This is a genomic window from Alteriqipengyuania lutimaris, from assembly GCF_003363135.1.
Classification (GTDB): domain Bacteria; phylum Pseudomonadota; class Alphaproteobacteria; order Sphingomonadales; family Sphingomonadaceae; genus Alteriqipengyuania; species Alteriqipengyuania lutimaris.
In genome coordinates, this window is record NZ_QRBB01000001.1 from 689,394 (window position 1) to 712,237 (window position 22,844).

19 protein-coding genes are annotated in these 22,844 nt (G+C 62.0%); 6 read left to right on the forward strand and 13 right to left on the reverse strand.

The window, feature by feature from the left end; all coding sequences use genetic code 11:
- Nucleotides 1-70: 70 nt before the first annotated feature.
- Complete coding sequence (locus DL238_RS03360; protein ID WP_115490964.1) at nucleotides 71-1,933, reverse strand: asparagine synthetase B family protein; 1,863 nt, start codon at nucleotides 1,931-1,933, stop codon at nucleotides 71-73.
- Nucleotides 1,934-2,099: 166 nt separating this feature from the next.
- Here DL238_RS03360 and wecC point away from each other — a divergent pair, with 166 nt between their 5' ends.
- Nucleotides 2,100-3,401, forward strand: a complete 1,302-nt coding sequence (gene wecC, locus DL238_RS03365) for a UDP-N-acetyl-D-mannosamine dehydrogenase (protein WP_115490965.1) — start codon at nucleotides 2,100-2,102, stop codon at nucleotides 3,399-3,401.
- A 7-nt stretch (nucleotides 3,402-3,408) separates the two neighbouring features.
- On the opposite strand, the gene DL238_RS03370 is transcribed toward wecC, so the two are convergent.
- Nucleotides 3,409-3,843, reverse strand: coding sequence for a hypothetical protein (locus DL238_RS03370; protein ID WP_147290979.1), 435 nt, complete (start codon nucleotides 3,841-3,843; stop codon nucleotides 3,409-3,411).
- Between the two features lie 174 nt (nucleotides 3,844-4,017).
- Here DL238_RS03370 and DL238_RS03375 point away from each other — a divergent pair, with 174 nt between their 5' ends.
- On the forward strand, nucleotides 4,018-5,238 hold the full coding sequence (locus tag DL238_RS03375) for a WcaI family glycosyltransferase (protein ID WP_115490967.1): 1,221 nt from the start codon (nucleotides 4,018-4,020) through the stop codon (nucleotides 5,236-5,238).
- A gap of 68 nt (nucleotides 5,239-5,306) precedes the next feature.
- The gene (locus DL238_RS03380; protein WP_115490968.1) at nucleotides 5,307-6,389 is read left to right on the forward strand and encodes a glycosyltransferase; all 1,083 of its coding nucleotides are present in this window, start codon (nucleotides 5,307-5,309) and stop codon (nucleotides 6,387-6,389) included.
- A 121-nt stretch (nucleotides 6,390-6,510) separates the two neighbouring features.
- Here DL238_RS03380 and DL238_RS03385 read toward each other — a convergent pair whose 3' ends face one another.
- The 4 genes from DL238_RS03385 to fcl all read right to left on the reverse strand — a co-directional run bounded on the left by DL238_RS03385 (nucleotide 6,511) and on the right by fcl (nucleotide 11,295).
- Nucleotides 6,511-7,068, reverse strand: a complete 558-nt coding sequence (locus DL238_RS03385; protein ID WP_115490969.1) for a class I SAM-dependent methyltransferase — start codon at nucleotides 7,066-7,068, stop codon at nucleotides 6,511-6,513.
- 264 nt (nucleotides 7,069-7,332) lie between these two features.
- Nucleotides 7,333-8,631 (reverse strand): hypothetical protein, encoded by a 1,299-nt coding sequence (locus DL238_RS03390; protein ID WP_147290980.1) that lies wholly within the window; start codon nucleotides 8,629-8,631, stop codon nucleotides 7,333-7,335.
- 196 nt (nucleotides 8,632-8,827) lie between these two features.
- Nucleotides 8,828-10,249, reverse strand: a complete 1,422-nt coding sequence (locus DL238_RS03395) for an O-antigen polymerase (RefSeq protein WP_115490971.1) — start codon at nucleotides 10,247-10,249, stop codon at nucleotides 8,828-8,830.
- A 101-nt stretch (nucleotides 10,250-10,350) separates the two neighbouring features.
- A complete protein-coding gene (gene fcl / locus DL238_RS03400) occupies nucleotides 10,351-11,295 on the reverse strand; it encodes a GDP-L-fucose synthase (RefSeq protein ID WP_115490972.1) in 945 nt (314 codons plus the stop codon).
- A 213-nt stretch (nucleotides 11,296-11,508) separates the two neighbouring features.
- Here fcl and DL238_RS03405 point away from each other — a divergent pair, with 213 nt between their 5' ends.
- Together DL238_RS03405 and DL238_RS03410 are read left to right on the forward strand one after the other, a co-directional pair.
- Nucleotides 11,509-12,231: an FkbM family methyltransferase gene (locus tag DL238_RS03405; RefSeq protein ID WP_181883806.1), complete on the forward strand. Its 723-nt coding sequence runs from the start codon at nucleotides 11,509-11,511 to the stop codon at nucleotides 12,229-12,231.
- 78 nt (nucleotides 12,232-12,309) lie between these two features.
- Nucleotides 12,310-13,323 (forward strand): glycosyltransferase family 4 protein, encoded by a 1,014-nt coding sequence (locus DL238_RS03410; protein ID WP_234031082.1) that lies wholly within the window; start codon nucleotides 12,310-12,312, stop codon nucleotides 13,321-13,323.
- Nucleotides 13,324-13,403: 80 nt separating this feature from the next.
- On the opposite strand, the gene DL238_RS03415 is transcribed toward DL238_RS03410, so the two are convergent.
- The 3 genes from DL238_RS03415 to gmd all read right to left on the reverse strand — a co-directional run bounded on the left by DL238_RS03415 (nucleotide 13,404) and on the right by gmd (nucleotide 16,338).
- Nucleotides 13,404-14,336: an O-fucosyltransferase family protein gene (locus DL238_RS03415; RefSeq protein WP_115490975.1), complete on the reverse strand. Its 933-nt coding sequence runs from the start codon at nucleotides 14,334-14,336 to the stop codon at nucleotides 13,404-13,406.
- Between the two features lie 101 nt (nucleotides 14,337-14,437).
- Nucleotides 14,438-15,235: an FkbM family methyltransferase gene (locus DL238_RS03420; RefSeq protein WP_115490976.1), complete on the reverse strand. Its 798-nt coding sequence runs from the start codon at nucleotides 15,233-15,235 to the stop codon at nucleotides 14,438-14,440.
- Between the two features lie 38 nt (nucleotides 15,236-15,273).
- Nucleotides 15,274-16,338 carry a GDP-mannose 4,6-dehydratase gene (gene gmd, locus DL238_RS03425; protein ID WP_199798031.1) on the reverse strand — a complete coding sequence of 355 codons (1,065 nt, stop codon included), beginning with the start codon at nucleotides 16,336-16,338 and terminating at the stop codon, nucleotides 15,274-15,276.
- Nucleotides 16,339-16,750: 412 nt separating this feature from the next.
- Between gmd and DL238_RS03430 the strand changes: the two genes are divergently transcribed.
- Entirely contained in the window at nucleotides 16,751-18,157 is a 1,407-nt protein-coding gene (locus DL238_RS03430) for a sugar transferase (protein ID WP_115490978.1), read from the forward strand.
- 14 nt (nucleotides 18,158-18,171) lie between these two features.
- Here the strand turns inward: DL238_RS03430 and DL238_RS03435 are convergent, their stop codons facing one another.
- The 4 genes from DL238_RS03435 to DL238_RS03450 are packed head-to-tail and all read right to left on the reverse strand — an operon-like array spanning nucleotide 18,172 to nucleotide 22,812.
- On the reverse strand, nucleotides 18,172-18,633 hold the full coding sequence (locus tag DL238_RS03435) for a hypothetical protein (protein ID WP_147290982.1): 462 nt from the start codon (nucleotides 18,631-18,633) through the stop codon (nucleotides 18,172-18,174).
- Between the two features lie 4 nt (nucleotides 18,634-18,637).
- Nucleotides 18,638-19,906, reverse strand: coding sequence for a tetratricopeptide repeat protein (locus tag DL238_RS03440; protein WP_147290983.1), 1,269 nt, complete (start codon nucleotides 19,904-19,906; stop codon nucleotides 18,638-18,640).
- Nucleotides 19,875-22,082: a GumC family protein gene (locus DL238_RS03445; protein ID WP_234030943.1), complete on the reverse strand. Its 2,208-nt coding sequence runs from the start codon at nucleotides 22,080-22,082 to the stop codon at nucleotides 19,875-19,877. The genes DL238_RS03440 and DL238_RS03445 overlap by 32 nt, the downstream gene beginning before the upstream one ends.
- Before the next feature lie 22 nt (nucleotides 22,083-22,104).
- The gene (locus DL238_RS03450; RefSeq protein WP_199798032.1) at nucleotides 22,105-22,812 is read right to left on the reverse strand and encodes a polysaccharide biosynthesis/export family protein; all 708 of its coding nucleotides are present in this window, start codon (nucleotides 22,810-22,812) and stop codon (nucleotides 22,105-22,107) included.
- Nucleotides 22,813-22,844 lie beyond the last annotated feature (32 nt).

The following is a 22,844-nucleotide window of genomic DNA, read 5'->3' on the forward strand; positions in this document are numbered from 1 at the left end:
AGGCGCTGCCATTGCGCCTCATTCTTGTCAATGTAGGAAAATCGCTGAATAACCGGTTCTTACCGCCTCATCATTTCATGCGGTCCTGTTCTTCGACCCACAAGCAGAGCTGCGCAGCGCGCCGGATCTGTTGGTTCCCGAACGGGTTTTGCGATTTGTCGGTAAGCGCGTAACGACCGAGAGATGCTTGCAGGCTCTTCAGATCGAGCAGGCGCGACAAAAGCGGATGATCGGCGCATCGAGAGAACAGCGCGGCAAATTCGTCCAGCCCTTCATGGAAGCCGGAGAGCGCGACCGGCATGACCGCGCCATCTTTGTCGGTTCGCTCCCGCACCCGATCGGGCAGGCGGCCCTCCATCGCCTTGCGGATCAGCACACGCTTGTGATCCCCATCCTGCTTGAGGAGATCCGGGAGCCGCAGGACGAAATCCACCAGCCGCGTGTCGAGCATGGGATAGGCATGGGCAAAGCCGCTCGGCCCGCTGCCGACCGCACAATCCTGCGTCCGGTGCGCAATATGCGATCCCGTAATCACGGCCCGCTCGCGCTCGGCGAAAGTGCCCCAGGCCGGTCGATTGGGAAAGGCATACCTGCTCGCCAGAAGCTGAGCATCGGGCTTGTAGGTCGGCAGCGTGAAGCGCGGGGCGGAGCGAATGCGCGCGCGTTGCGCCGCCACGATCCGCGCCCGCAGCACTGCGCGACCGGCTGCGCTGCGCCACAGCCAGCGTGCTTTCCAGCTCACCCGCCGGTCAAGCAGCTGCCACGCACCGGCCGCCGCAAGGCTCTCATGATAGCCTGCGCCATGCGAGGTCACGCATTCGTCCCCGCCATGACCGGACAGCAGCACGCGGCAGTCGCGCTCTTCCATCATGACGGCAAGCCGAGGCTGGCCGCTACTGAAATCGCGCCGCTGCGGGCCGCCGTGCTTGGCGATCATCTCTCCCAGCACTGCGATTTGCGAATCCGGGCTCGTGTCGAGCCAGCAGTGCTCGACGCCATCGGGCAGCACGGAAAGGGTCGAGGAAATCTCTTCCCGCTCCTCGACGATCGGCAATCCCTGCGAACGTTCGGGATCATTCACGTGGGAGAGCGTGAGCAGGGGATCGCCGCGTTCGACCAGCAAGGGCGCCGCGGTGACCGCGATGCTGGAGGAATCGAGGCCGCCGCTCAGCTCGCACGCAGCGATGCCCCTTTCGGGCAGGCGGCACGCGACCGCCTGGTCGAACAGGCGGCGGTATTCGCGTACCGCCTCTTCGCGCGTGATGGAGAGCACCGTATCGAGCGGCGGCACGGACCAGTGCGGCGCCAGCCGGTCCTCCCCGTCACCATGTCGCGCGGCATGCGCCGGCGGCATGATCGCGATCCCGCGATAGGGCGTGTTGGTGGCGTCGGTGCGGATCGCTTCGAGAAAGTCGACCAGCCAGGAATGATCGGGCGTGCGATCGACGAAGGGCAGGGCGAGCAGCACGTCCATATTGCTCGCAAAGGCGACGAATTGCGCTGTCTGCGCCACGAACAGCGGGCGGACCCCCATCGCATCGCGCGCCAGCGTGAGCGTCGGCCGGCTTTCGCCCATCACGGCCATGGCGAAATCGCCGATCAGCCTCGCAGCGAAATTTTCGCCCCAACGGTCGAAAGCGGCCAGCGCAATCTCGGCATCGTGCGCCTGCCCGAGCTCCAGCTCCGTGCAGAGCTCGCGACGATTGTCGAGCCGACCGTCGAACACGAGCGCGTGGGCTGCATTGCTCGCGAAACCGGCGCTTGCCGCACCTGCAAAAGCGCTCCGCTCGCGCAGGGCGACGAAGCCGTGGCTCGCGGCGTGCCTTGCCGCGTGATCTGCGGGCCAGGCCGAGGCGCGCCTTTCCATCGCGTCACGCCATTCCTGCCGGACCGGTTCCGCGCCGCGCGCCAAGACGCCGAAAATCATGCTCATGCGTATGGTTTGGCGAGCGCCCCGGAGCAAGGCAAGGGCACGCGCTCGCTTGCTTGCGAAACCGCGCGCGCGACCGGGCGGCGATAACGGCCTTACCGAATAATTTACCGCCTTCGTGCCATGTCACCGCACCATGACATTCGCTACTGCTTCGGGACCCAACCACATGACGAAGGATGCACCGACCGTCGCCGTGATTGGGCTCGGCTATATCGGCCTGCCGACTGCTGCGATCATCGCGCGCAGCGGATGTGAAGTCGTTGGCGTCGATACCTCGCAAACGATCGTCGAGACGATCAATCGCGGCGATATCCATATCGAGGAAGTCGATCTCGACGGACTGGTCCAGGCGGTGGTTGCGCGCGGCAGCTTGCGCGCAACGACGCAGGTGCCGGTCGCCGACGTCTATGTCATTGCGGTGCCGACCCCGTTCGAAAAGGACGAGGCGCACACGCCCGACACCGGCTACGTGATGGCGGCGGCGGATGCGATCGCGCCGGTGTTGCAGGCCGGCGCGCTGGTGATCGTCGAATCGACCTGCCCGGTGGGCACGACCAGCGCCGTGCGCGACCGGCTGGCGGCCCTGCGGCCCGACCTCGCGATGCCCGGCATTGCTGCCGGCACCCCCGATATCGCGGTTGCCTATTGCCCCGAGCGCGTGCTTCCCGGGCGGATCCTCGAAGAGCTGGTCCATAACGACCGCTCGGTCGGCGGCATCACCCCCCGTTGTGCGCGAAAGGCGCTGGCCTTCTACAAGCGCTTCGTGCGCGGCGAATGCGTGACGACCGATGCGCGCTCGGCCGAAATGACCAAGCTGGTCGAAAACGCGTTTCGCGACGTCAACATCGCCTTCGCCAACGAATTGTCGATCATTGCCGACAAGCAGGGGCTGGACGTGTGGGAAGTGATCCGCCTCGCCAATCGCCATCCGCGGGTGAACATCCTGCAGCCCGGACCGGGCGTGGGCGGGCACTGCATCGCGGTCGATCCATGGTTCATCGTCCACGGCGCGCCCGAGGATTCGCGCGTCATCCGCACCGCGCGCGAGGTGAACGATGCGAAGATGCACCATGTGCTGGAGCAGGCGAGCCGGATGATCGCCGATAATCCGGGCGTGCCGGTCGCCTGCCTCGGCCTCGCCTTCAAGGCCAATATCGACGATTTCCGCGAAAGCCCCGCGCGCTTCATCGCCGCCCGGCTGGCGCGCAAGTTCGGCGAGCGGGTCAATATCGTCGAGCCCTACGCACGCCAATTGCCCGTAGAATTCGGCGATACCGGTGCGCGGCTGGTCGATATCGACACCGCGCTCGAAACCTGCGGGATCCTGATCGTGCTCGTCGATCACGACCTGTTCCGCTCGATTCCCGCCGCCGAGCGCGCCGATGCACTGGTCTACGACACGCGGGGGATATGGGGCGGCGAACGGCGCTCCGAAGGCGGTCCTACCAGGCTCAGGCTCGCGAGCTAGAGCGTCATCACGTCAGGTCGCGAAGGCAGCCGATCGCGAGCCGCGCGCGGTCGCTCTCTTCGGGCATGACCTCCTCGGCCGCCGTGCGCGCCTCCTCGGCTTCCGCAGCCGACAGGCCGACATTCGCCCTCGTCGTGTAAATCTCCCGCGCCTGGTTGAAGGCCTGGATCACCTCAGGGGCAAGGCCGCCCCCCTGCATCAGCCGACCCGACAGCGATTCGAGTGCGAGGCTGCACGCCAATGCGCGGTTCACATCCGCAAGCTCGGTCTGGTCGCCACTGCTGCCGAGCGAAAGCTTGCCGGCGATGCGCTTGGCCTCCGCACCGAAGGTCTGCTGCGCCTCGGGTTCCCCGATCTCCATGCTGTCGTCGGGTGGCGAGCAAGCAGTCAGAGCGGCGCAGGTGGCAAAGATCGCCAGGGGGCGGACGGACTGATGTTTCATGCTCCGGCGTCTAGCCCAGCCCATGCCCGCCGCCAAGCATTCCCGCGCTCATCGCGGCGCCCGCCTGGGCCTTGACGCCAGAGGGCTTTTGCCCTTGCGGGCATCGGGCACGCTGCCTATTCCCCGCGCTCCGATACGGCGCGGCGGAGCCATCGAGGGAAGCGGCTACCGAAGATGAAACTGTTGGTTCTGGGCATCAATCGGACACCCGAGCCGATCGGCATCGCGCCTTACAGCACGGAATTCGCACGCGGGATGGCGGAGAACGGCCACGAGGTCGCGATGGTGGCCGCACAGCCCTACTACCCGGCATGGCGCGTGGCCGATGGCTATTCGGGCAAGCGCTGGACGCGAACCGTGGAGGATGGCGTCGCTGTCACACGGTGCCCGCTCTACGTGCCGGCAAATCCGAGTGGGGCCCGCCGGATCGTCCACCATGCCTCTTTCGCTGCGAGCGCGCTTGCACCCACGCTGCGACGCGCGCGCGCCATGAGGCCGGATGTGGTCTTCACCGTTGCCCCGTCGCTGATCGCCGCGCCGGTGGCACTCGCGGCCGCCCGTGCTTCGGGTGCGGCTAGCTGGTTGCACGTGCAGGATTTCGAAGTCGACGCAGCCATCGCGACCGGGCTCATGCAGCCCGACGGCGGGGTCGCGCGCCGCGCTCGGGCGTTCGAGGCAAACCTGCTGAAAAGGTTCGACAAGGTCAGCACGATTTCCCCGCGGATGTGCGAGCGGCTGGTGGAGAAGGGCGTCGCCCCCGAGCGCGTATACGAGTTTCGTAACTGGGCCGATCTCGAGGCGATCCGCCCGCTCGATCACCCATCGTCGTATCGCGAGCGCTGGAACATCACCACGCCGCACGTGGCGCTCTATTCGGGCAACCTGGCGAACAAGCAGGGGATCGAGATCGTGGTCGAAGCGGCCCAGCGTCTCGCCCACCGCGCCGACGAGATCAGCTTCGTTGTCTGCGGCAACGGGCCGAGCCGGGATCGCATCGCGTCGGAAACCGCCGACCTGCGGAATGTGCAGGTCCACGACCTCCAGCCGCGCGAGATGCTCAACGAGCTGATGGGCCTCGCGACGATCCACCTGCTGCCGCAGGTTGCCGGAGCCGCCGATCTGGTCCTGCCGTCCAAGCTGACCAATCAGCTGGCATCGGGTCGCCCGGTGGTCGCGACGGCCGCCCCCGGAACGGGCCTGGCGGCGGAGGCGGAAGGCTGCGGTATCGTGACACCCCCCGGCGATGGTCCGGCTTTCGCGAGCGCGATCGAGGCCCTTGTCGACGATCCTTCGCGCCATGCGGCGGCATCGCGACAGGCGCGCATCCGCGCCGAAGAGCGCTGGTCGCGCGACGCGATCCTGAGCGGGGTGGAGCGCGAGCTCGAGGCAATGTGAGGGTGACCCAAGGTCCAGACGTCTTGCCGGAGGTCCTGTTCGTATGGGACCAGTTTGGTCCGTACCACATGGATCGCTGCGAAGCGGTGGGCGCGGCGTTGGAAGGGCGCGCCCATGTGGTCGGCGTCGAATTGGCCGAAGCCAGCTCGACCTATGCATGGTCGGCGAGCGGTGTCGGCAAGAACTTCGAGAAGCGCACGCTCTTTCCGGGCGCGACCATGGAGACACTGTCGACAGTCGCGATCGCCCGCGCGCTCATGTCCGAAGTAACCCGGCCGGCGACAAGCGCAGTATTTTTTGCAGGTTACGAGCGCCCGTCGCATTTCGCGGCAGCCATCAGCGCGCGAATGCGGGGCGTGCGAACCATCGTCATGCTCGATTCCAAATATGACGACAAGCCGCGCAAAGCCTGGCTGGAGACGGCGAAGAGAGGGCTTATGCTGCCCTATTCGGGCGGGTTTGCTTCCGGGCGCCGTTCGCGCGAATATCTCCACCATCTCGGCCTCGGGCATCGCCTGGTAACCGAAGGATACGATTCCGTTTCCATCGCACGGGTCCGCCATCTTGCAGCTTCGATCGAGCCGCAGCCGTGGGATGCGAGGCCGTTCCTGGCCGTGGCACGCTTCGTACCGAAGAAGAACCTGTCGTTACTGCTGGATGCCTATGCGCTCTATTGCGCGCGCGTCGATCGCCCGAGGGAACTGCAGCTATGCGGCGGTGGACCCCTCGAAGGCGAATTGCGCCAGCAGGCCGAGCGGCTCGGCATCGGCGAGCATGTCCGCTTCTTCGGATTCGTAGGACCGGAGAAGGTTGCCGGTCTGATGCGGGGCGCATTGTGCCTCGCCCTTCCAAGTGTCGAGGAGCAGTGGGGGCTCGTGATCAACGAGGCCTTGGCCTTTGGCCTGCCCTTGATCGTGTCCCCCGGGATCGGCGCGACCGATACGCTCGCGCTGCATGGGGAAAACGCCCTTACGGTCCCCCCCGGCGACACGTCGGGCTGGGCCGATGCCCTTGTCCGGCTGGGATCGGACCGGGAATTGCACGATCGCCTTTCGGCCCGTTCCGCTCAGCTGGCACCGTCGGGAGATGTCGCGGCATTCGTCGACGGCGTCCGGCCGCACATCGCCGATCTGGTGCGCAACCCGCTCTGACGGGTCTCCTCGGCCGAGGACTATCTTTGCTGCCGGACTTCGAGCGACGGGCAGCCGGTGGAAAACCGCCTTCCTGGCAGTGTCTATCGAAGCTCTGGCTTTTCGCCCGTAGCGAAAGAGCTCACGACTCGGGCAGAGTAACGAGCAATCCGCCAGTGACTGCGAATTGCGTCGGAGCGAAATCCGTGAACCAGCGTATGTCCGCGCCGACCTTGTCCGCATGCGCCAGCAGGATTTCCCGAGCGAGTTTCGCGTCGCCGTCGCGCGGATCGGTATGACTGCGGTCCGCGTTATCGAGGTAGATCATTCCGCCGGGGTTGATCAGTTCGAGCGCCTTTTGCGCGCATGTATCGCGATAGCTGCCATCGATCATGATGAAGTCGAACCCGCCGTCGCGTTCTTGCTCGGTCGGGGAGCAATAGTCTTCCACACCCTCGGCGTAGCGATAGGTTACGTTTTGCACACCCCGACTCTCGAGATTGGCTTTCACCTTTTCGTACCAGGGGTGGAAGTCATCGATCGATACCACGTGGCCCACGCGCTCGGCATACCACACGGTCGACATGCCCGAGCCGTACTCGAGCATTCGCATCGACTTGTTGAGCCGCATATCGAGAAGAGCCTGCGCATCGTAGGATATCCACGGTACCGATGGGCGCTTGTCGACCGAGATCCGCATCAGGCCACTGACCACCGCCGACGGCCCGTTTCTGACCAAGCGTCCCAAGGGCAGGCGTTTGCCTTGCTGATCGTGCAGCCTGGATCTGTTGTTAGGCGAACCCGTAACCAGCTTCTGCCACCGCCCGAATGCCACACTCGCCTCCTGGTTCACTAAGACATCCTTCTGCGATGACCCCGGGGCATTCTTCGCGAAGGCCCCTAGGCCGAGTCCGTATCTCGGGTCTGTTACCGCTGTCAACTTGCCCCGACCGCCGAGGCTATCTCATCTCGTGGAACGATTGAATCGCAAGACATCCAGAACGATGACGAGCAGGATCGACAGCCCGAGAACGCCCGAGAAGGTCGCCATCACCTCGTGGGGCGTGAAGAAGGGTATGAGCAACGTGCCTACCGACAGGGCAGCAAGGGTTGCACCCGTGAGGATCAGCGAAAGTCTCTGGCTATCCATGATGACAAAGGTGACGGCGGTGTAGCTCTTGAAGACGATCACCCCGCCGAACATTGTCAGGATGAGTGCAAGCTCAAAAACGCTCCCCTCGAACGCGATGCCCATGATCTGGCCGACATAGACTTTTATCAGGATCAGGAGCCCCGCGCCGACAACCAAGCTGTAGAGCATGCTGATGCCGAAAACCCCGTTTATTATCAGCCGCTTGCGCTTGCTCGTCGATCCACCCCAGATGAGGCGGATGTAACTGGAGACCGGCACGAGTATCAGTATGACAGGCACCAGAACGACCATGAAGATACGCAGCGTCGTTGCAAACCAGGCACTGGCGTTGGTTGCGCCGACGAAGTCCAGGCCCAGAACCACGAAATTGAGACTGGCCATCAGGAGGCCTTCGCCGAGGCCCAGGACGAGGCCCTCGCGAGCGATCGATTTCACGTTCAGCGAAGCCCCGGTGAGAAGATAGGGACGTTTGTAGAGGAGATCGACCAAGGACAGGATGCTCGTGCCGAGCGCCGGCCCGATAATCACCAGCAAGCCGAGCAGGATGCCGTAGGCGGACGAGGGCAGTATCAGGAGCGCCACTCCATAGGCGACCGACTGCAGGACGAACAGGATAGAGGCGGTGACGTAATGCTCATTATAAGCGGCACGGATGCCATCCTGCTGTTGAACGAGAATCGCGAAAGCCGTGAACAATGCGCCGCCGTAAAGTATCGGCGGGCTGTCGCTCACGACACCATAGGCGACGATGCAAAGGGCCGACACGATTGTAACGATGAATACGCAGTCGAATATCGCGCGCAAACTGTTGGCTTCAGCCTCACGATCGTCGCGGCTGAAAGCTTCTCCGACGAGCCTGCGCCCCAGGTACCCGAAGCCCGACATCACGAATGTGACGCCGGCCCCGAGGGAGAGAGCGGCCATCATGGTGGCGAAATCGGTAAGGCCGATCTCCGCCTTCAGCTTGGGCAGGAAAAAAAGAATCCCGAAAAGGCCCGGGATTTTGGTTCCGAAACTGGTCATCAACGACAATGCCAGGCGCCGTTGATGCGGGGTGGTATTCCTGAGACGGGTCAGCAAGGCGGGCCTCAAGGGTTCAGGCGTAATCAAAAATCGTGCCTCCTGCCGAACGTCCTACGGCAATTGATTGATCAGACAACTGACCGGTCGGTCGGGCATGTGAAGAGGCCTCGCGAAGACGAATGCCGACGACCTTCGACCTTTTTGGGTTCATTTTTGAGATCGCGTTTCGCTTGAGCGCAATCCTCACGCGGATGTCTTCAGCGTTTGCCAGCGCGACCCCGACTCATGCCTTTTGCATCGCGTTGTTCATGCCCACCGGTGCGGGCCTCGCCACTGCGGATGGAAGCCGCGCCGTTCCGAATAGCCAAATCGCGAGGAGGCTCGGGATGAGCAACGCGATCGGTGCCACGACCCCGAGAAGACTTCCGCGGTAGAGGATGAGAGCGAAACCGAGGAAAAGCCCGGCAACAAGCCGCGTACGGATATCCAACGTCCAACGATTGTGAAACCACCGGTCGAGGTGGAAGAAGCACCATCCCAGCAATGCCGCCCCCACGACGACGCCATACCAACCGAAATCGACAAAGAATTCGCTGGGCAGCGGTTGCGATATGTTCACGAAGCTGTAGCCGGCCGCTTCGGCAGTGATCGAGCCCGTAGCCTCCGCCTTTCCCGACCAGATCGATCTCGGCACAAAGAACAGAATCGCGGACGCAAATTGTCGTCCGAACTCGAAGCCTACCGTTTCGACATACACCACCGCATTGTTGATTGACTGGAATCCGTCGAAATCACCGGTGCTGAAATATCCCGAGAGCAAGCGACGAAAATCGAGGTCCGCCAAAGTGCCGCCCTGGCGGGTAAAGTGATCGGCAAGCGGCAGGGCCACAAGCGCGCCGCCGATGAAGCCGAGACTGATGGTCGCGCGGCGAGAGACGCGTCGAAAATCGATTACCAGCATGAGAAACAGCAGGAAGTAGCCGAAAAGCTGAAAGCGTGCGATCGCCAGTGGAAAATTGAGAACCAGGAAAATCGGCAGATTGATAGCCAGCATCACGAGCGCCATGCTCTTCGTGCGATGATGTGCAAGCAAAAGAATCCCGTATATCACCGGAGCGACAACCAACGTCCGCGGCAACTGGACGGTTACACCGGCCTGCGCGGCCTCCAACCCAAGTGTATCCTCGGCAGATCGAATGGCGAAAGCATATTCCAGGCCGACGGTCTCGATGAAATAGAGCGCCGAAGCAATCGAGATAATCGTCAGCGCAACTCCGAGCAGGATATTTTCTTTAATTACGACGGGCTTCTTTATTACAGGCTCGTTCGCTACCTTGCTGGAAAGGTAGTAACTTGCAAGGAGGATCAAAAGAAAGACCGCAACAATCAGAGCAGCGGTCGTCCTGATCTCCATGGGGTAGGAAAAGCCATAGAATGGGAAGCGATTGATCGTGTGGTGGTTGTAACCCGGAAGCAGGAGGTAGATCGAAAAATAGATTGCAGTGATCTGGAGGGTGAGGCGTATCTTGTCGCCAACCGAAGCAATCGTCAGCAGAACGATCGTCAGTATAAAGCCCGCGCCGAGCACGATCTGTGTTTGATCGTTGAATAGGCCCCCCGCACTATCGTTGGACGCGACAAGTGCGAGCAAGGCGAATAGCGCTGCGACGATACTCAGGACCCCGGTCGACAGGCTTTGGGGCATTTGCTCACCTATTTGCTTGCGTGGCTGGGGTGCACGTCAGGCAGATTGCACTTCGATTCGAGGGCGCTGGGCATAGCCGAATGCGGCGAAGCCCGGGTTCGTCAGGCTTTGTTTTCAAGGAACCACCGGTAGACCGCTTCGACACCGCTTTCGAGCGAGATCTTCGGTTCCCAGCCTCTTGCCCGCAAGGTGCTGCTGTCCATCAATTTTCGCGGCGTACCATCGGGTTTCGTCGGATCGGTTACGATGGCGCCGTCGAACCCGACCGCCGACGATACAAGCTGGGCGAGATCCACAATCGCCACGTCGTCACCGAAACCGACGTTGACGTGCGCATCTTCGGAGTAGTTCTTCATCAGGAAAATGCATGCGTCGGCCAGATCGTCGACATGGAGGAATTCGCGCCGCGGCGTGCCCGTGCCCCAGATCGTGATGCTGTCCGCACCGGTCATCTTTGCCTCGTGCGCCTTTCGGATCAACGCGGGAAGCACGTGGCTGGACTGGAGATCGAAATTGTCGCCCGGGCCATAGAGATTGGTTGGCATCGCGGATATGAAGTCGCGGCCGTGCTGGCGGCGATAGGCTTGGGCGAGCTTGATCCCGGCGATCTTGGCGACTGCATACCACTCGTTCGTCGGCTCGAGCGGACCAGTCAGAAGCGCGTCTTCGCGGATCGGCTGATCGGCAAATTTGGGATAGATACAACTTGATCCGAGGAACAGGAGCTTGTCGACACCGCTGCGATGCGCCGCCTCTATGACGTTCGCCTCGATCATCAGGTTATCATAAAGAAAATCGGCGGGCAGCGTGTCGTTGGCAAGGATGCCCCCGACCTTGGCGGCGGCAAGGAAAACGCCATCGGGACGCTCACGGGCAAACCATTCCCGCACTGCCCCCTGATCCTTGAGGTCGAGGATGTCTCGCGTGGCGGTGAGCACTTCGCAGTTCTCGCCAGCAAGGCGGCGCACAATGGCGGAGCCGACCATGCCACGATGACCGGCCACGAATATGCGACGATTGGCTAATTCGAACACGCGTTTGTCCATATTTGATCGAGTTGAGATATAGGCCGGGCTTGCCGCGTCCGTAATCAATGCCGCTTGCCTTTGCCAGCCGCATTTGGAGGCTTTTCCCGATGGCTCCGGCGATGCACCGCCGAGCGCCGCGGGGGGGCGTTCCGCAAATTCGCCACTATCCGAGCACGCATGTGGACGGTGCGATGCTTGTATTCCATGAACGCACGCCTAAGGACACTCGCCATGACGCCAACCATCGACAAGTTGCTGAAGGCCGGGGCATCGCTGCCGCGGCGAATGTGGCGGCGAAGCCTTCGTTACGGAGTGGCCCCGGCTATCGAGCATCTCCGCGCGATCGAGATCGCGCGCCCGGCAAGCCTGATCGATATTGGGGCCAACAAGGGCCAGTTTAGCGCTGCCGTGCGGGGTTTGTTCCCTGAAGCCCGCATCATTGCATTCGAACCGCTCGAATCCGAAGCCAAGCTCTACCGACAGGTGTTTCGCGGCGAGAGAGACGTGACGCTCCACCCAGTTGCGATCGCCGAAGAAGCTGGCACATCGACCTTTCATGTCGCGGACCGGGCCGACAGCTCATCCTTGCTCAAAATCGAGCAGGCGCAAACCGATGCATTCGGTGTGCGGGAGAGTTCGGAAATCACGGTGCAACTGAAGCGTCTCGACGAATGCATCGATCTGGGCCAGCTGCCGCGACCCATCCTGGTCAAGATCGATGTTCAGGGTGCCGAGGGAAGCGTGCTCCGAGGTATCGACGATTTCAGCGTGATCGATTTCGTTTATGTGGAACTCAGCTTCGTCACGCTTTACGAGCAGCAGCCGCTGGCGTCAGAAATCATCGAACTGCTCCGCTCGAAGGGCTTGGAGCTTCAAGGGGTGTTCAACCAGGTTACTACGGACCGGTTCGGCCCGACCCAGGCCGATTTCCTGTTCGGTCATGTCGCCGGCTGATCTAGCGGATACCGCCCGATGATATGTTTTGTCGGTCCGCTGCCGCCACCGCACCACGGAATGGCCAGCGTGAACGTGATGATGGTCGAGCGGTTGTCGCGCAGAACCCGGGTGAAGGTCGTCGACCTCGCTTCGGGGATCGAGGAACGGGGCCTTTTTGCCAAACTCCGACGGCTCGGAAGAATCGGAGCGGCCATTCCCAAGCTCGTGAGCGCTCGATTGAGCGGTGCGACCGCAGCCTATGGCTCGGTCGACGATGGCAGCGGTGGCTGGCTGACCGTCATCTGGGTAGGGACGGCACGTCTGCTCGGCATGCGCGTGTTCCTACATCATCACAGCTTCCGATACCTGCTCGCCTCAAGCGCGCCGATTGCAACGCTCGCGCGCGTGGCGGGCCCTGCAAGCGAGCATGTCGTACTGTGTTCGAAGATGGAGGCGCTGCTGCGTCAGCGCTACTCTGGCGTGGGAACGGTGCGCGTTGTGCCCAATACGGTCCCTTTGCCGGAACCGATCAAGCCTGCTCCGATAGATCGACCGTTTACCATCGGCATGCTCTCTAACCTCACCTTCGAGAAGGGCGTCGGTCGCTTTCTGAACGTGGTGACGGCGTTGTGCGAAAGCGGGTCCGACATTCGCGCGGTTCTGGCAGGGCCGGCGGTCGGCACCGATGTGGAGGAAGCGATCCTTGCAGCGCAGGCGAGGCTAGGGGAACGGCTCGACTGGCGTGGGCGCGTGACGGGCGAAAGCAAGGAAGCGTTCTTCGAAGCAATCGATCTCTTCGTCTTCCCGACACGCTACGAGACCGAAGCCTATCCTCTCGTCGTCGTGGAAGCGCTCGTGCGCGGCGTTTCCGTGTGCACTACGGATCAGGGGTGCCTCAATGAATTCGCATCGCTCGCCTCGGTAACGGTACTCGGTCGCGAGACGAGTTTCGAGGAAAGCGCAGTGGCGCTGATCAATACGCTGGCGAAAGAAACGGGCGAACGTGCGAACCATCGCCAAGCCGCTCGTGCCGAAGGCGTGGATCTTGTCGCCGCGAGCCAGACGGAACTGGAGGCGCTGATTGATCGTATTTGCGACGCCGGTTCTTGAGCATCATTGCACGTGCGAAGCTGAAGATGCGACCGTGGGATATTCATCCGCCAAGAGCCGCGTGAAACGCCGGGCCGCCGTCATGCTCTGTTGCGGACTTCCCTCTCGGCAATTTGTCGTTCGGGAAACGGGCCCTTCCCCGGAGCCCACGGGTTTACGGTGATGGTCATCATGTCTGGCGCGATCAGCGCCGAGATGGCCGAGAAATAAGAGCACGTCCGCACGCAGATCGGCGCGCGCGCCAGCAGGAAGATATTGACCAGAGCTTCGATGGCTTTGTCTTCCGGCGGCAAATCGGAAAAATGCCGGGGCACGTCAGGATCGAGCTGGGCCATGTCGTAGGACACCCAGGTCGCTTGCGGATAGCGCTCTCTCGCGGCGCGAGAAAAGCCTTGATCGTCGGTGGCGAGGAAAATCGAAGGCTTGGGGAGATCGGCGAGTATCCTATCCAGCTCGCGGAACATGCGATCATATTCGGGGATCGACGATTCCAGATATTTGTCCGTGCCGCGAAAGTGGATCGAGACGTCGAAGGTCTCACGCCCCTGCGATGCGCTCGCAACTGCATTGCGGAGGGTCTCGCTCGGCTGAAAATATTTTGAAAATGTCGCGCTGGCAGTTGGCAGATCCAGATGTTCGTCGCGAATGTACTGGGTCACGAACGCCTTTGCGGCAGAGGACACCGGGCGAGCACCGGCGGGCCATGGCGGGCGTTCGAAATAGGTCGAGAAAATGTCCTCGTCGCCCCGCGAATAGAGTGGGCTACTCGCCCTGACGAGGCATGACCGACCTTGGCTATCGTAGTGGCTATGAAGCTGGATGGCGTGCACGAGCAGGCCGCCCATTCCGATGGGAGTATCGAGATCGAAATGGAAATTTCCCCGCCGCCGGACCCGCAGATAGGGCAGGGCGCCAAGTGCCGCGTAGGCGAGGCGGACCGGCGGTGAATGCCGCCCTTTGACCAGCGGCTCATAGAGGGCACCCAGCTTGCGACGGATTTTCGGATCGAGCAAAACCAGAGTCCTTCTGATGCGGTCAGCCGCCTAACATTGCACAGCTACTTGGAAATCGGCACCGATCCCAAAGGCTTGCGATCCGTACGCCGACATGTGCTTCAGGTCTTCGGACCTCGAAACACGGCCGGAAGATCATAGTCCGCGAGTTCCGGTACGTTGGGTCGGTCGAGAGGGTGCGGGAATTGGGCCGCGTAACCGCGTGCGTCAGACCGGTCTTTCCGCAGGAGCGTCACTTCGAGATATGGCGGGAGGGCAATCTCATTCAGAACCCGCGGCGGGAAACAGTTGTTGGGATGGAGATGGACGACGTGGAACACGTCCCCGAGCCGATCCATCAGTGCTTCCAGTATGGTAAGCACGGTCGGCTGGAAGATCTCGGTGAGCGAGTGCAGCTCGAGCACGATGATCCTGAAGGAGCGAAGGATCTCGTCGCTGCAGTTCAGCAGGACCGGCAGTTCCGCGCCCTCGATATCCATTTGCAGGATCATGTCCCTGCCGGGTGCGGCGATCTTGCCGTTTACCCAGCTGTCGAGGGTTATCAGATCCCCCTTGTCCACCACGCCGACGAACTTGCGTTCAAAGTCGATCAGCGGATTCTCTATCGGCGGACCCTCGACCGAAGCATCCGCCAGAAAGCATGGTATTCCGCGCGCAAGCATATCGCGCTCGAAGGTTGCGGTCGTGTCGACCCCGGGCGAAAAACAGGCGGTCAGGCCGTCGAGATCGTCGGGTACGAGATAGCCGCCGTCGCTATCCCCGCCCACCCGCACCAGCGGGATGTCGGTCTCGACCGGTCGGAACCTTGCAATCAGATCGCGAACGCGTTGCTCGTCCGCGTTCCGCGAAAGATTGATGCCGTTGCGATGGGCGAAGCGGAGAAGCGTCTCTTTGAGCATATGATATTTCACAGGTGCGCAATCGGCATGCCGATTGTTCAGCTGCCCTTTGCAATCGGTTCGACGGCCATGACTTCCAGGTCCGCGCGAACCATCTCCCGCGCCAGTTCGCGCACGGGCGTTTCATGCGACCAGCCGAGCTTTTCCTTCGCCTTGGTCGGGTCGCCAATCAGCAAATCGACTTCGGTCGGGCGGAAATAGCGCGGATCCACTTCGACCAGGCAGCGGCCGGTCGCCTGACAATATCCCTTTTCTTCCGCGCCTTCGCCTTCCCAGCGGAGCGAAATGCCGACGTCCTCGAACGCCCATTCGACGAAGGTGCGCACGGGCGTCGTCTCGCCCGTGGCGAGCACGTAGTCGTCCGGTTCGTCCTGCTGCATCATCATCCACATGCCGCGCACATATTCGCGCGCATGGCCCCAGTCGCGCTTGGCATCCAGGTTACCGAGATAGAGCTTTTCCTGCCGGCCGAGCTTGATGGCGGCCGCGGCACGGGTGATCTTGCGGGTCACGAAGGTCTCGCCGCGCAAGGGGCTCTCGTGATTGAACAGGATGCCGTTGGAGGCGTGGATCCCGTAGGCTTCGCGATAATTGACCACGATCCAGTAGGCATAGAGCTTGGCCACCGCATAGGGGCTGCGCGGATAGAAAGGCGTGGTTTCGCGCTGCGGGACCTCCTGAACCAGTCCGTAGAGTTCCGATGTCGACGCCTGATAGAAGCGGGTCTTCTCCTCCAGCTTGAGGATTCGCATCGCCTCGAGCAGGCGCAAGGCGCCCACGGCGTCGGCATTGGCGGTATATTCGGGCGTTTCGAAGCTGACGGCGACATGGCTTTGCGCAGCCAGATTATAGATCTCGTCGGGCTGGGTTTCCTGCACCAGCCGGATGAGGTTGGTGCTGTCGGTCAGGTCGCCATAATGAAGATGGAAGCGGGCGTCCTTCTCGTGCGGATCCTGATAGATGTCCTCGATCCGGCCCGTATTGAACGACGACGAACGGCGCTTCACCCCGTGGACCTGATAGCCTTTGTCGAGAAGCAATTGTGCAAGATAGGCACCGTCCTGCCCGGTGATCCCGGTAATCAGTGCTGTTTTCTGGTTCAACTCGGTCACCTTTGAACATCTGGAATTCGGAGGTGATTTGCCCCCTTCGCTTGGCGCGATTAATCATGCGCTCGATGCATGGCAAGCTCGATGCGTCTCCGGTTCGTGTATCGGAGAATCTTCCCGCAGTGTGGGGAGAGAGCGATCAACCCGCTGCCAAGTTTGCCGTTCCGCATTGCCGAGCCCCAGCAGACTCGCTAGTGCCGGGACCCGACGGGGCGCAGTGCCGGAGCAGGGATCGGGCGCAAAGCATTCGCATATTCGTTACCGGAATGGGATTTGGTGTTAAGATTTGTCGCTAACCAGGGTCGACCGATCACGGCTTCGCCGATCCCGATCCGATCGGAGCAATCTCTCGCCACGCGGACCCGACGTGCGCGATATAACCAAGAGGTGTGAAGGCGCGCGCGATATGGGCTCTCCCAAGGATGTTCCGACCGACCGCTTCTCGAATGCTGCCACGCGCCTGACCTTTAGCGAGATCGAACCCACCGCAGCGACGATGCGGCGGCGTATCGTCTTCAATCTGCTCGCGCTCGATCTTCTTTGTATTCTCTTGAGTTTCGGATTTGCCGCGATGTTGCGCGCTGCCGTTCTCGGCGACGCCGATTGGGTGCCAATGGTCTTGATGACCATGGGCGTATATGTCGTCGCCGCGTTCAATTCGCATTCGCTCTCGCGGGAAGGGGCCCGAGACCCATTCGTCGTGGTGCGCGGCGGCTTGCAGGCGCTGGTCACAACCGCAGGCGTCCTGCTTCTGATCGCCTACGTATTCAAAACCAGCGATACGCTCCCCCGGTTCATCGCGATCAGCGGTTTCGCTTTCAGCGCGATCTTGATTACCACGGCGCGATACAGCTTTTCCCGCAATCTCGAATGGTTCGTCGAAGGCGATCCGTTCAAAATCGTTCTGCTTACCGACAGGGATCGGCGGCCAGATTCAGATACCAGCCATGTCATCAATATCGCCTCGCTCAGCTTCGATCCCGCCACGAGCGATCCGGCTGCCTATGATCACTTCGCGCGAGCAATCCGGCATGCGGACCGGATCATTGTCGATTGTAAACCGGATCAGCGAACCGCCTGGGCGCACGCGCTGAAGGGCGCGGGTATCGACGGTGAGATACTGATGCCGGAGCTGGACAAGCTCGCCCCGCTGGCGGTTGGCAGTTACGACGGCAAGACCAGCTTGGTGATTTCTGCCGGTGCGCTCGGCTGGTACGATCGCTCTGCCAAACGCCTGTTCGATCTCGTTCTTGCAGGGTTGGGAATAGTGGTGCTGGCCCCTGTTTTCCTTCTCATAGCCTTGGCCGTCAAGATCGACAGCCGGGGGCCCGTGCTTTTCCGCCAGACACGGATCGGCCGCGGGAACGAGATGTTCGAGATGCTGAAATTCCGCAGCATGCGTATCGATCAGACCGACACCGCGGGCGATCGTTCGGCGTCTAGGGATGATGACCGGATCACTCGGGTGGGCAGGATCATTCGCGCGACGAGCCTCGATGAGCTGCCGCAGCTTTTCAATGTCATATCGGGTAAGATGAGTATCGTCGGACCGCGACCCCACGCGTTGGGATCGCGCGCAGCGGACAAGCTGTTCTGGGATATTGATACGCGCTACTGGCATCGCCACGCTGCCAAACCCGGACTGACCGGACTGGCGCAAGTCCGGGGATTTCGCGGGGCCACGATGGAGGAAGACGACCTCCGCAACCGGCTCCAGGCCGATCTAGAATATCTCGAAAGCTGGTCGATCTGGCGCGACATGGTGATCGTCGCGCTCACGTTCCGCGTGCTGCTTCATCGGAACGCCTTCTAGGGAGCCGGCGCGGCCTACCGGGGTGATTGGGCCCTGCTTGTGTCCCTGGTCCGCCTGTCTGCGCGTTCGATGGCCGAGGTCGTATCGGCTGAGGTGTCGGCGTTACGATCGATCCTGGTCTGCAGGCGATTGCGGACCCTGTTCTCGATCCGATTGTCTATGCGCGCAATCGGACTGATGGCATCGGTATCGCTCGCCTCCAGTCGCTCGCCCACGTCATCGCCGGCGGTTTCCACAGACCGGCCTGCACTTTCCCGCAGTGTCTCGCGAAGCGCCTGTTCCTCCATCTCCTCGATGGTCACCGGCTCGTCCAGATCTTCAGGTGAAATCGGCACGGCCGACCGCTCGATCGCGTCCGTCACGAACGTATCGGCAGGCTGTTCTTCCTGCGTCTGGGCCCGGGCAGCGCTGGCAATTGCGAACATCGCTATAAGGGCCGCAATGCGGATATTGGAACAGGGAGAAGCGATGGCCACGGCTTTAATCTACCGGCTCGAGCTGAACAGAGTCAATCTGCCCGCTGACCCCGGCGATGTCGGCGGTCGGCCGGATGATCAGCGCCAGCGTTTGCACCGGGCAGTTTCCGGGAACGTCGAACCGGCCTTCGAAAGGCGTGGAGCGCTCCGCCGAATTCGTGAGCTCGACCCGGCCGAGTTCGCGTCCGTCCGCGCAATTCAGGGACCAATAGGGCCGGGTCAGATCGGACTGGTCGACGGCAGTGCCCCGCCCGAAAAGGCGATAGGACCCCGGCGGCAGGACCTGTTCCTGCCTCACGGCAATGCCGCCTACTTCGGGTGGGACCATGAAGTCGAGGATTCCGCCGTCAGCCTCCGGCAGGATCGAGGCCGATACGCCGCGATCCTGACCGGCGAGCCAGTCGAACGGCGTGCGAACCGGAGAGTCGAACCGGAAATCGGCGTCGCGCGATTGACCACGGCTGACACCAGCCCTGATCTGCGCGTAATAATTCCAGGCCTGCGCATATTGCCCGGCACGGAAAAGACTGGTGACGAGCAGGTTCTGCATGTCGGAATCGATCGGCAGACCCGCCCGCTCGATATCCATGAACAGCGCACGGGTGGCCGCCGGATCTGAAGCCTGACTGGCCGCGAATTGCAGGAAATCCTCGCGCCAGACGGGGTCCGTCCGCAGGATCGGGATGAGGGCCTCGCGAATTTCAGGTTCCGATACGGCTTGCGACAGCGTGGGGAAGAGCAGCTCGGAAGCGCTCGAAGCCGTCCTGAGCGCGATATCATAGTGCCTTAGGGCATCGACGATGTCGCCCCGCGAAACCGCCTCTTCGATCGCGAACAGTTGCGGCCGCAGTTCTCTGCGAGAGAGCACGTTCGAATAGGCGAACGCGCGCATCGCGGCTTGGGGATCGTTGCGCAACTGAGCTGCAAAGCCGAGCGTGGTCAGGGCATCGACCGCCGTGGGATCCTGCCGGAGCGCTTCCCGCGCCAGTTGCGAAGCGCGCCCGTTGGGATTCCCGTCGGGCTGGATGAACATCTCGCTCAGCGCGTAGGCCGCAGTGATCTTGCCATCATGCGCGGCGAGCGCGTGGGCGCGTTCGGGGTTCACGCGCACCAGGATATCGGCGAAGCTCGCCGAGACGAGGACGTAGGCCAGCGCACACAGCCCCAAGCCGGCCAGAATGTGCGCTTGCCAGTCCTTGGACGAGCGGTTGCCCGTAAGGCTGGTCAGTCGGGTGGCCAGATCAGGCCGCCTCCGTCTCGGTTTCGCGGCCATAGGTGTATCCGTACTCGTATCCGTAGTCGGAGCGCTTGGCTTCGAACTTGGTCAAAACCGCGCCGAAGATGCGCACATTCGCCGCCTCGAGGCGCGAAACCGCCATTTTCACCGTGTTGAGGCGCGTGCCATGCGATTCGACCGCATACACGATGCCTTCGACCTTGCTGGCGATGAGCGGCGCGTCGGCGAGCCCCATCACCGGCGGAGAATCGATCACGACATGATCGTAGGTTTCCAGCAGCCGGTCTATGAGAGTGCTCAGGCGGTTGCCGGTCAGAAGTTCGGCGGCGTTGGGTGGGATGGGTCCGGCAGCCATGGCGTCGATACCCAGGTCTTCGATCTTGAACGTAAGCGGTTCGATCTGCTCATCGCCGGTGAGGAAGTTGCTAAGTCCGCGCTCGTTCTTGACCTTGCCGAGATGGTGTACCGAAGGCGAGCGCATGTCGCCATCGATCAGGATCACCCTCTTCTTGGCGCGTGCAAGCACTGTGGCAAGGGCGAGCGATGTGGTCGACTTGCCTTCCGCCGGACGGGTCGAAGTAACCGACAGTGCGCGCGGGAACCCATGCTCTGTCGTGAAAGCGAGGTTCGTCTGGAGCGCAATATATGCATCCACCAGTGCGGACTTTCGGTCGAGCAGGGCGACGCGCGGTTCGCTTTCCTCGTCGACCTTGGGGACGGTTCCGAGCAGAGGCAGGCCAAGCCTCTGTGAAACCTCGGACGGGTCGCCAATCGCATCGTCGAGCTGTTCCTGAAGCAATGCCAGGCCCACGCCCAGCGCAAGTCCCCCCATCGCCGCGACAAGCAGGTTGAGGATCAGTTTTGGGCTCGACGGGTCCCTGGGAACGTCGGCCAGGTCGACAATCGCGACATTGTTGATCCCGACCCCTCCGGCCACGCCAATTTCGTTGAACCGCTGAAGAAGGCCATCGTAGAGCGCGCGGTTGGTATCCACTTCCTGCTGATAGATATTGTACTGAATCGAGCGGCGGCGCAGGTCGAGAAACTCGTCCTGCAGCCGGTTGACTCGGGTCTGAAGCGTATTCTCGCGCTCCACGGCCTGGCGGTACTCGGCGGTCACCGAGTTGGTGACGCGCGCCTCTTCACGGGCGATGGAGCGATCAAGATCGTCGATCTGGGACTGGATCGCCTGCGCTGCCGGATATCCCGGCTCGAAGCGGACCATCAACTGCTGGTAATCGGCGGCCAGTTCGGCGCGGCGCTGCCGGAGGTTGTTGATCGTGGTGCTGTCGAGCGCTGCGGCAGAACTCTCTGCCCCGCCGACGCGATTATACCGCGCCTCGGCTGCGATCCGATCGGCTGTCGCTTCGTTCAGCGCAGAGTTGATCGCAGCGAGATTGTCAGCGACGAGCGATCTTTCCTGCGTAGCCTCGGACCCGTCTCCCGAGCTTTGTGACGGAAGATTGATGATCCCTTCGTTCTGAGCGTAGCCGACCAGTTGGCGCTGGGATTCATCGAGCCGCTCCTTGTAGGTAGCAAGCTGCCGCTGAAGCGCTTCCCTGCCATAAGACGTCGCCTGACTCTTTCGTTCGAGATTGGTCTCGATGAAGTTTTCCGCCCAGGCATTGGCGATCCGCGCGGAAAGCTCCGGATTGGGGCTTTCGAAACTGATCGTGACCAGGCGGGATAGCCGCTCTGGTTCGATAGCGACATTGTCGAGCAAAATCTGGCCCGCGTCGCGCAGACGCTCGCCCCGCCCCTCGGCCTGGTAGCGGCCATTGCGAATTTGATAGGCGCCATCGCTCGTCGCTTCGATGCCGAAGAGCGCGAAGAAGTCGGGATCGTCGACCAGGCCCAGTTCCGAAGCGATGCGCTCGGCAAGGGATCGCGCTACCAAGAGGCCGTACTGGGTCTGATAGAATTCCTGATCCATCACGCTGGTCTCGCGCTCGGCACCCTCGAAGCCGCTGACCTGGCTCGATTCCCGCGAAATTTCGATCGTCGATTTGGCGGTGTATTGCGGTGTCATCAGCAAAGTGGCGATCAGCCCTGCAATAATGCAGGCACCGATTGTACCGAGGATCACCCACCTGCGACGCCGCAGGATGCGAAGATATTGCTGGATCGGTGATGACTTGGCTCGCTGCGCTTCAGCGGTGCGTGGCCCGAACGGCATGGGATCGGGCGTCCAGGTATCGGAACTATAGGTCAAATTCGTTCAGCCTGCGGAGTTCTCAAAGGTTGTCGAGGAGCGCGATGACAGGGGATGCCAGGAGCGGCGCCACACCGACCAAGTCACGGAACATGCGCCGTTGGGGACTGTCGCCGACAACGATGATGTCGTTCGCGTATATCGCCGGGTCGGCGTAGAGACCACGGCGGATGGCAGATATGTTGTAGAGGCCTGCAAGGCGCTGACCGTTTACCTGACGCAGAATGACGACATCATCTTCCTTCGCAAATTCCGTCAGCCCCCTGGCAGATGCCACCGCACGCAACAGGGTCATTTGATTGGTGACCGGATAGAGGCCGGGCTCGACGACCTGTCCGTCGACCGTGACCACCTGGCTCACCGAACTGTCGATATTCACGCTGACACTGGGGTTGCGCACATAGCGACCCGCTAGCGACCGTTCGATGTCGCTTGCCAGCTCCGCGGCCGTCTTGCCGCCAGCATCGACCGTGCCGATCAGCGGCATCGCGATCCGCCCACCCGAGTCGACCTGAACCTCGCGGCTGAGTTGCGGTACGCCAAACACGTCCACGCTGATCGTATCGAGCGGCCCGATCAGCGCCAGACGCGGCGCAACCGTCAGATCGCTCCGGTCGGGCGAGGGCAACAGGCTCTCGCCCTCGATAACCGTCAGATCGGCAGTCGAGCGGATAGGTTCTCGACCGGCGCATGCCGCTAGCAGCATGGAGGCGCTGAGCAAGAGGATCATCGAGCGCAATTCTTGTCTCATTATCAGAGTTC

What these genes read in the sequence shown, in the direction of transcription:
- DL238_RS03360 (WP_115490964.1), bottom strand. Translation starts at nt 1,933, where the DNA reads ATGAGCATGATTTTCGGCGTCTTGGCGCGCGGCGCGGAACCGGTCCGG.
- wecC (WP_115490965.1), top strand. Translation starts at nt 2,100, where the DNA reads ATGACGAAGGATGCACCGACCGTCGCCGTGATTGGGCTCGGCTATATC.
- DL238_RS03370 (WP_147290979.1), bottom strand. Translation starts at nt 3,843, where the DNA reads ATGAAACATCAGTCCGTCCGCCCCCTGGCGATCTTTGCCACCTGCGCC.
- DL238_RS03375 (WP_115490967.1), top strand. Translation starts at nt 4,018, where the DNA reads ATGAAACTGTTGGTTCTGGGCATCAATCGGACACCCGAGCCGATCGGC.
- DL238_RS03380 (WP_115490968.1), top strand. Translation starts at nt 5,307, where the DNA reads ATGGATCGCTGCGAAGCGGTGGGCGCGGCGTTGGAAGGGCGCGCCCAT.
- DL238_RS03385 (WP_115490969.1), bottom strand. Translation starts at nt 7,068, where the DNA reads ATGCGGATCTCGGTCGACAAGCGCCCATCGGTACCGTGGATATCCTAC.
- DL238_RS03395 (WP_115490971.1), bottom strand. Translation starts at nt 10,249, where the DNA reads ATGCCCCAAAGCCTGTCGACCGGGGTCCTGAGTATCGTCGCAGCGCTA.
- fcl (WP_115490972.1), bottom strand. Translation starts at nt 11,295, where the DNA reads ATGGACAAACGCGTGTTCGAATTAGCCAATCGTCGCATATTCGTGGCC.
- DL238_RS03405 (WP_181883806.1), top strand. Translation starts at nt 11,509, where the DNA reads ATGACGCCAACCATCGACAAGTTGCTGAAGGCCGGGGCATCGCTGCCG.
- DL238_RS03410 (WP_234031082.1), top strand. Translation starts at nt 12,310, where the DNA reads ATGATGGTCGAGCGGTTGTCGCGCAGAACCCGGGTGAAGGTCGTCGAC.
- DL238_RS03420 (WP_115490976.1), bottom strand. Translation starts at nt 15,235, where the DNA reads ATGCTCAAAGAGACGCTTCTCCGCTTCGCCCATCGCAACGGCATCAAT.
- DL238_RS03430 (WP_115490978.1), top strand. Translation starts at nt 16,751, where the DNA reads ATGGGCTCTCCCAAGGATGTTCCGACCGACCGCTTCTCGAATGCTGCC.
- DL238_RS03440 (WP_147290983.1), bottom strand. Translation starts at nt 19,906, where the DNA reads ATGGCCGCGAAACCGAGACGGAGGCGGCCTGATCTGGCCACCCGACTG.
- DL238_RS03450 (WP_199798032.1), bottom strand. Translation starts at nt 22,812, where the DNA reads ATGATCCTCTTGCTCAGCGCCTCCATGCTGCTAGCGGCATGCGCCGGT.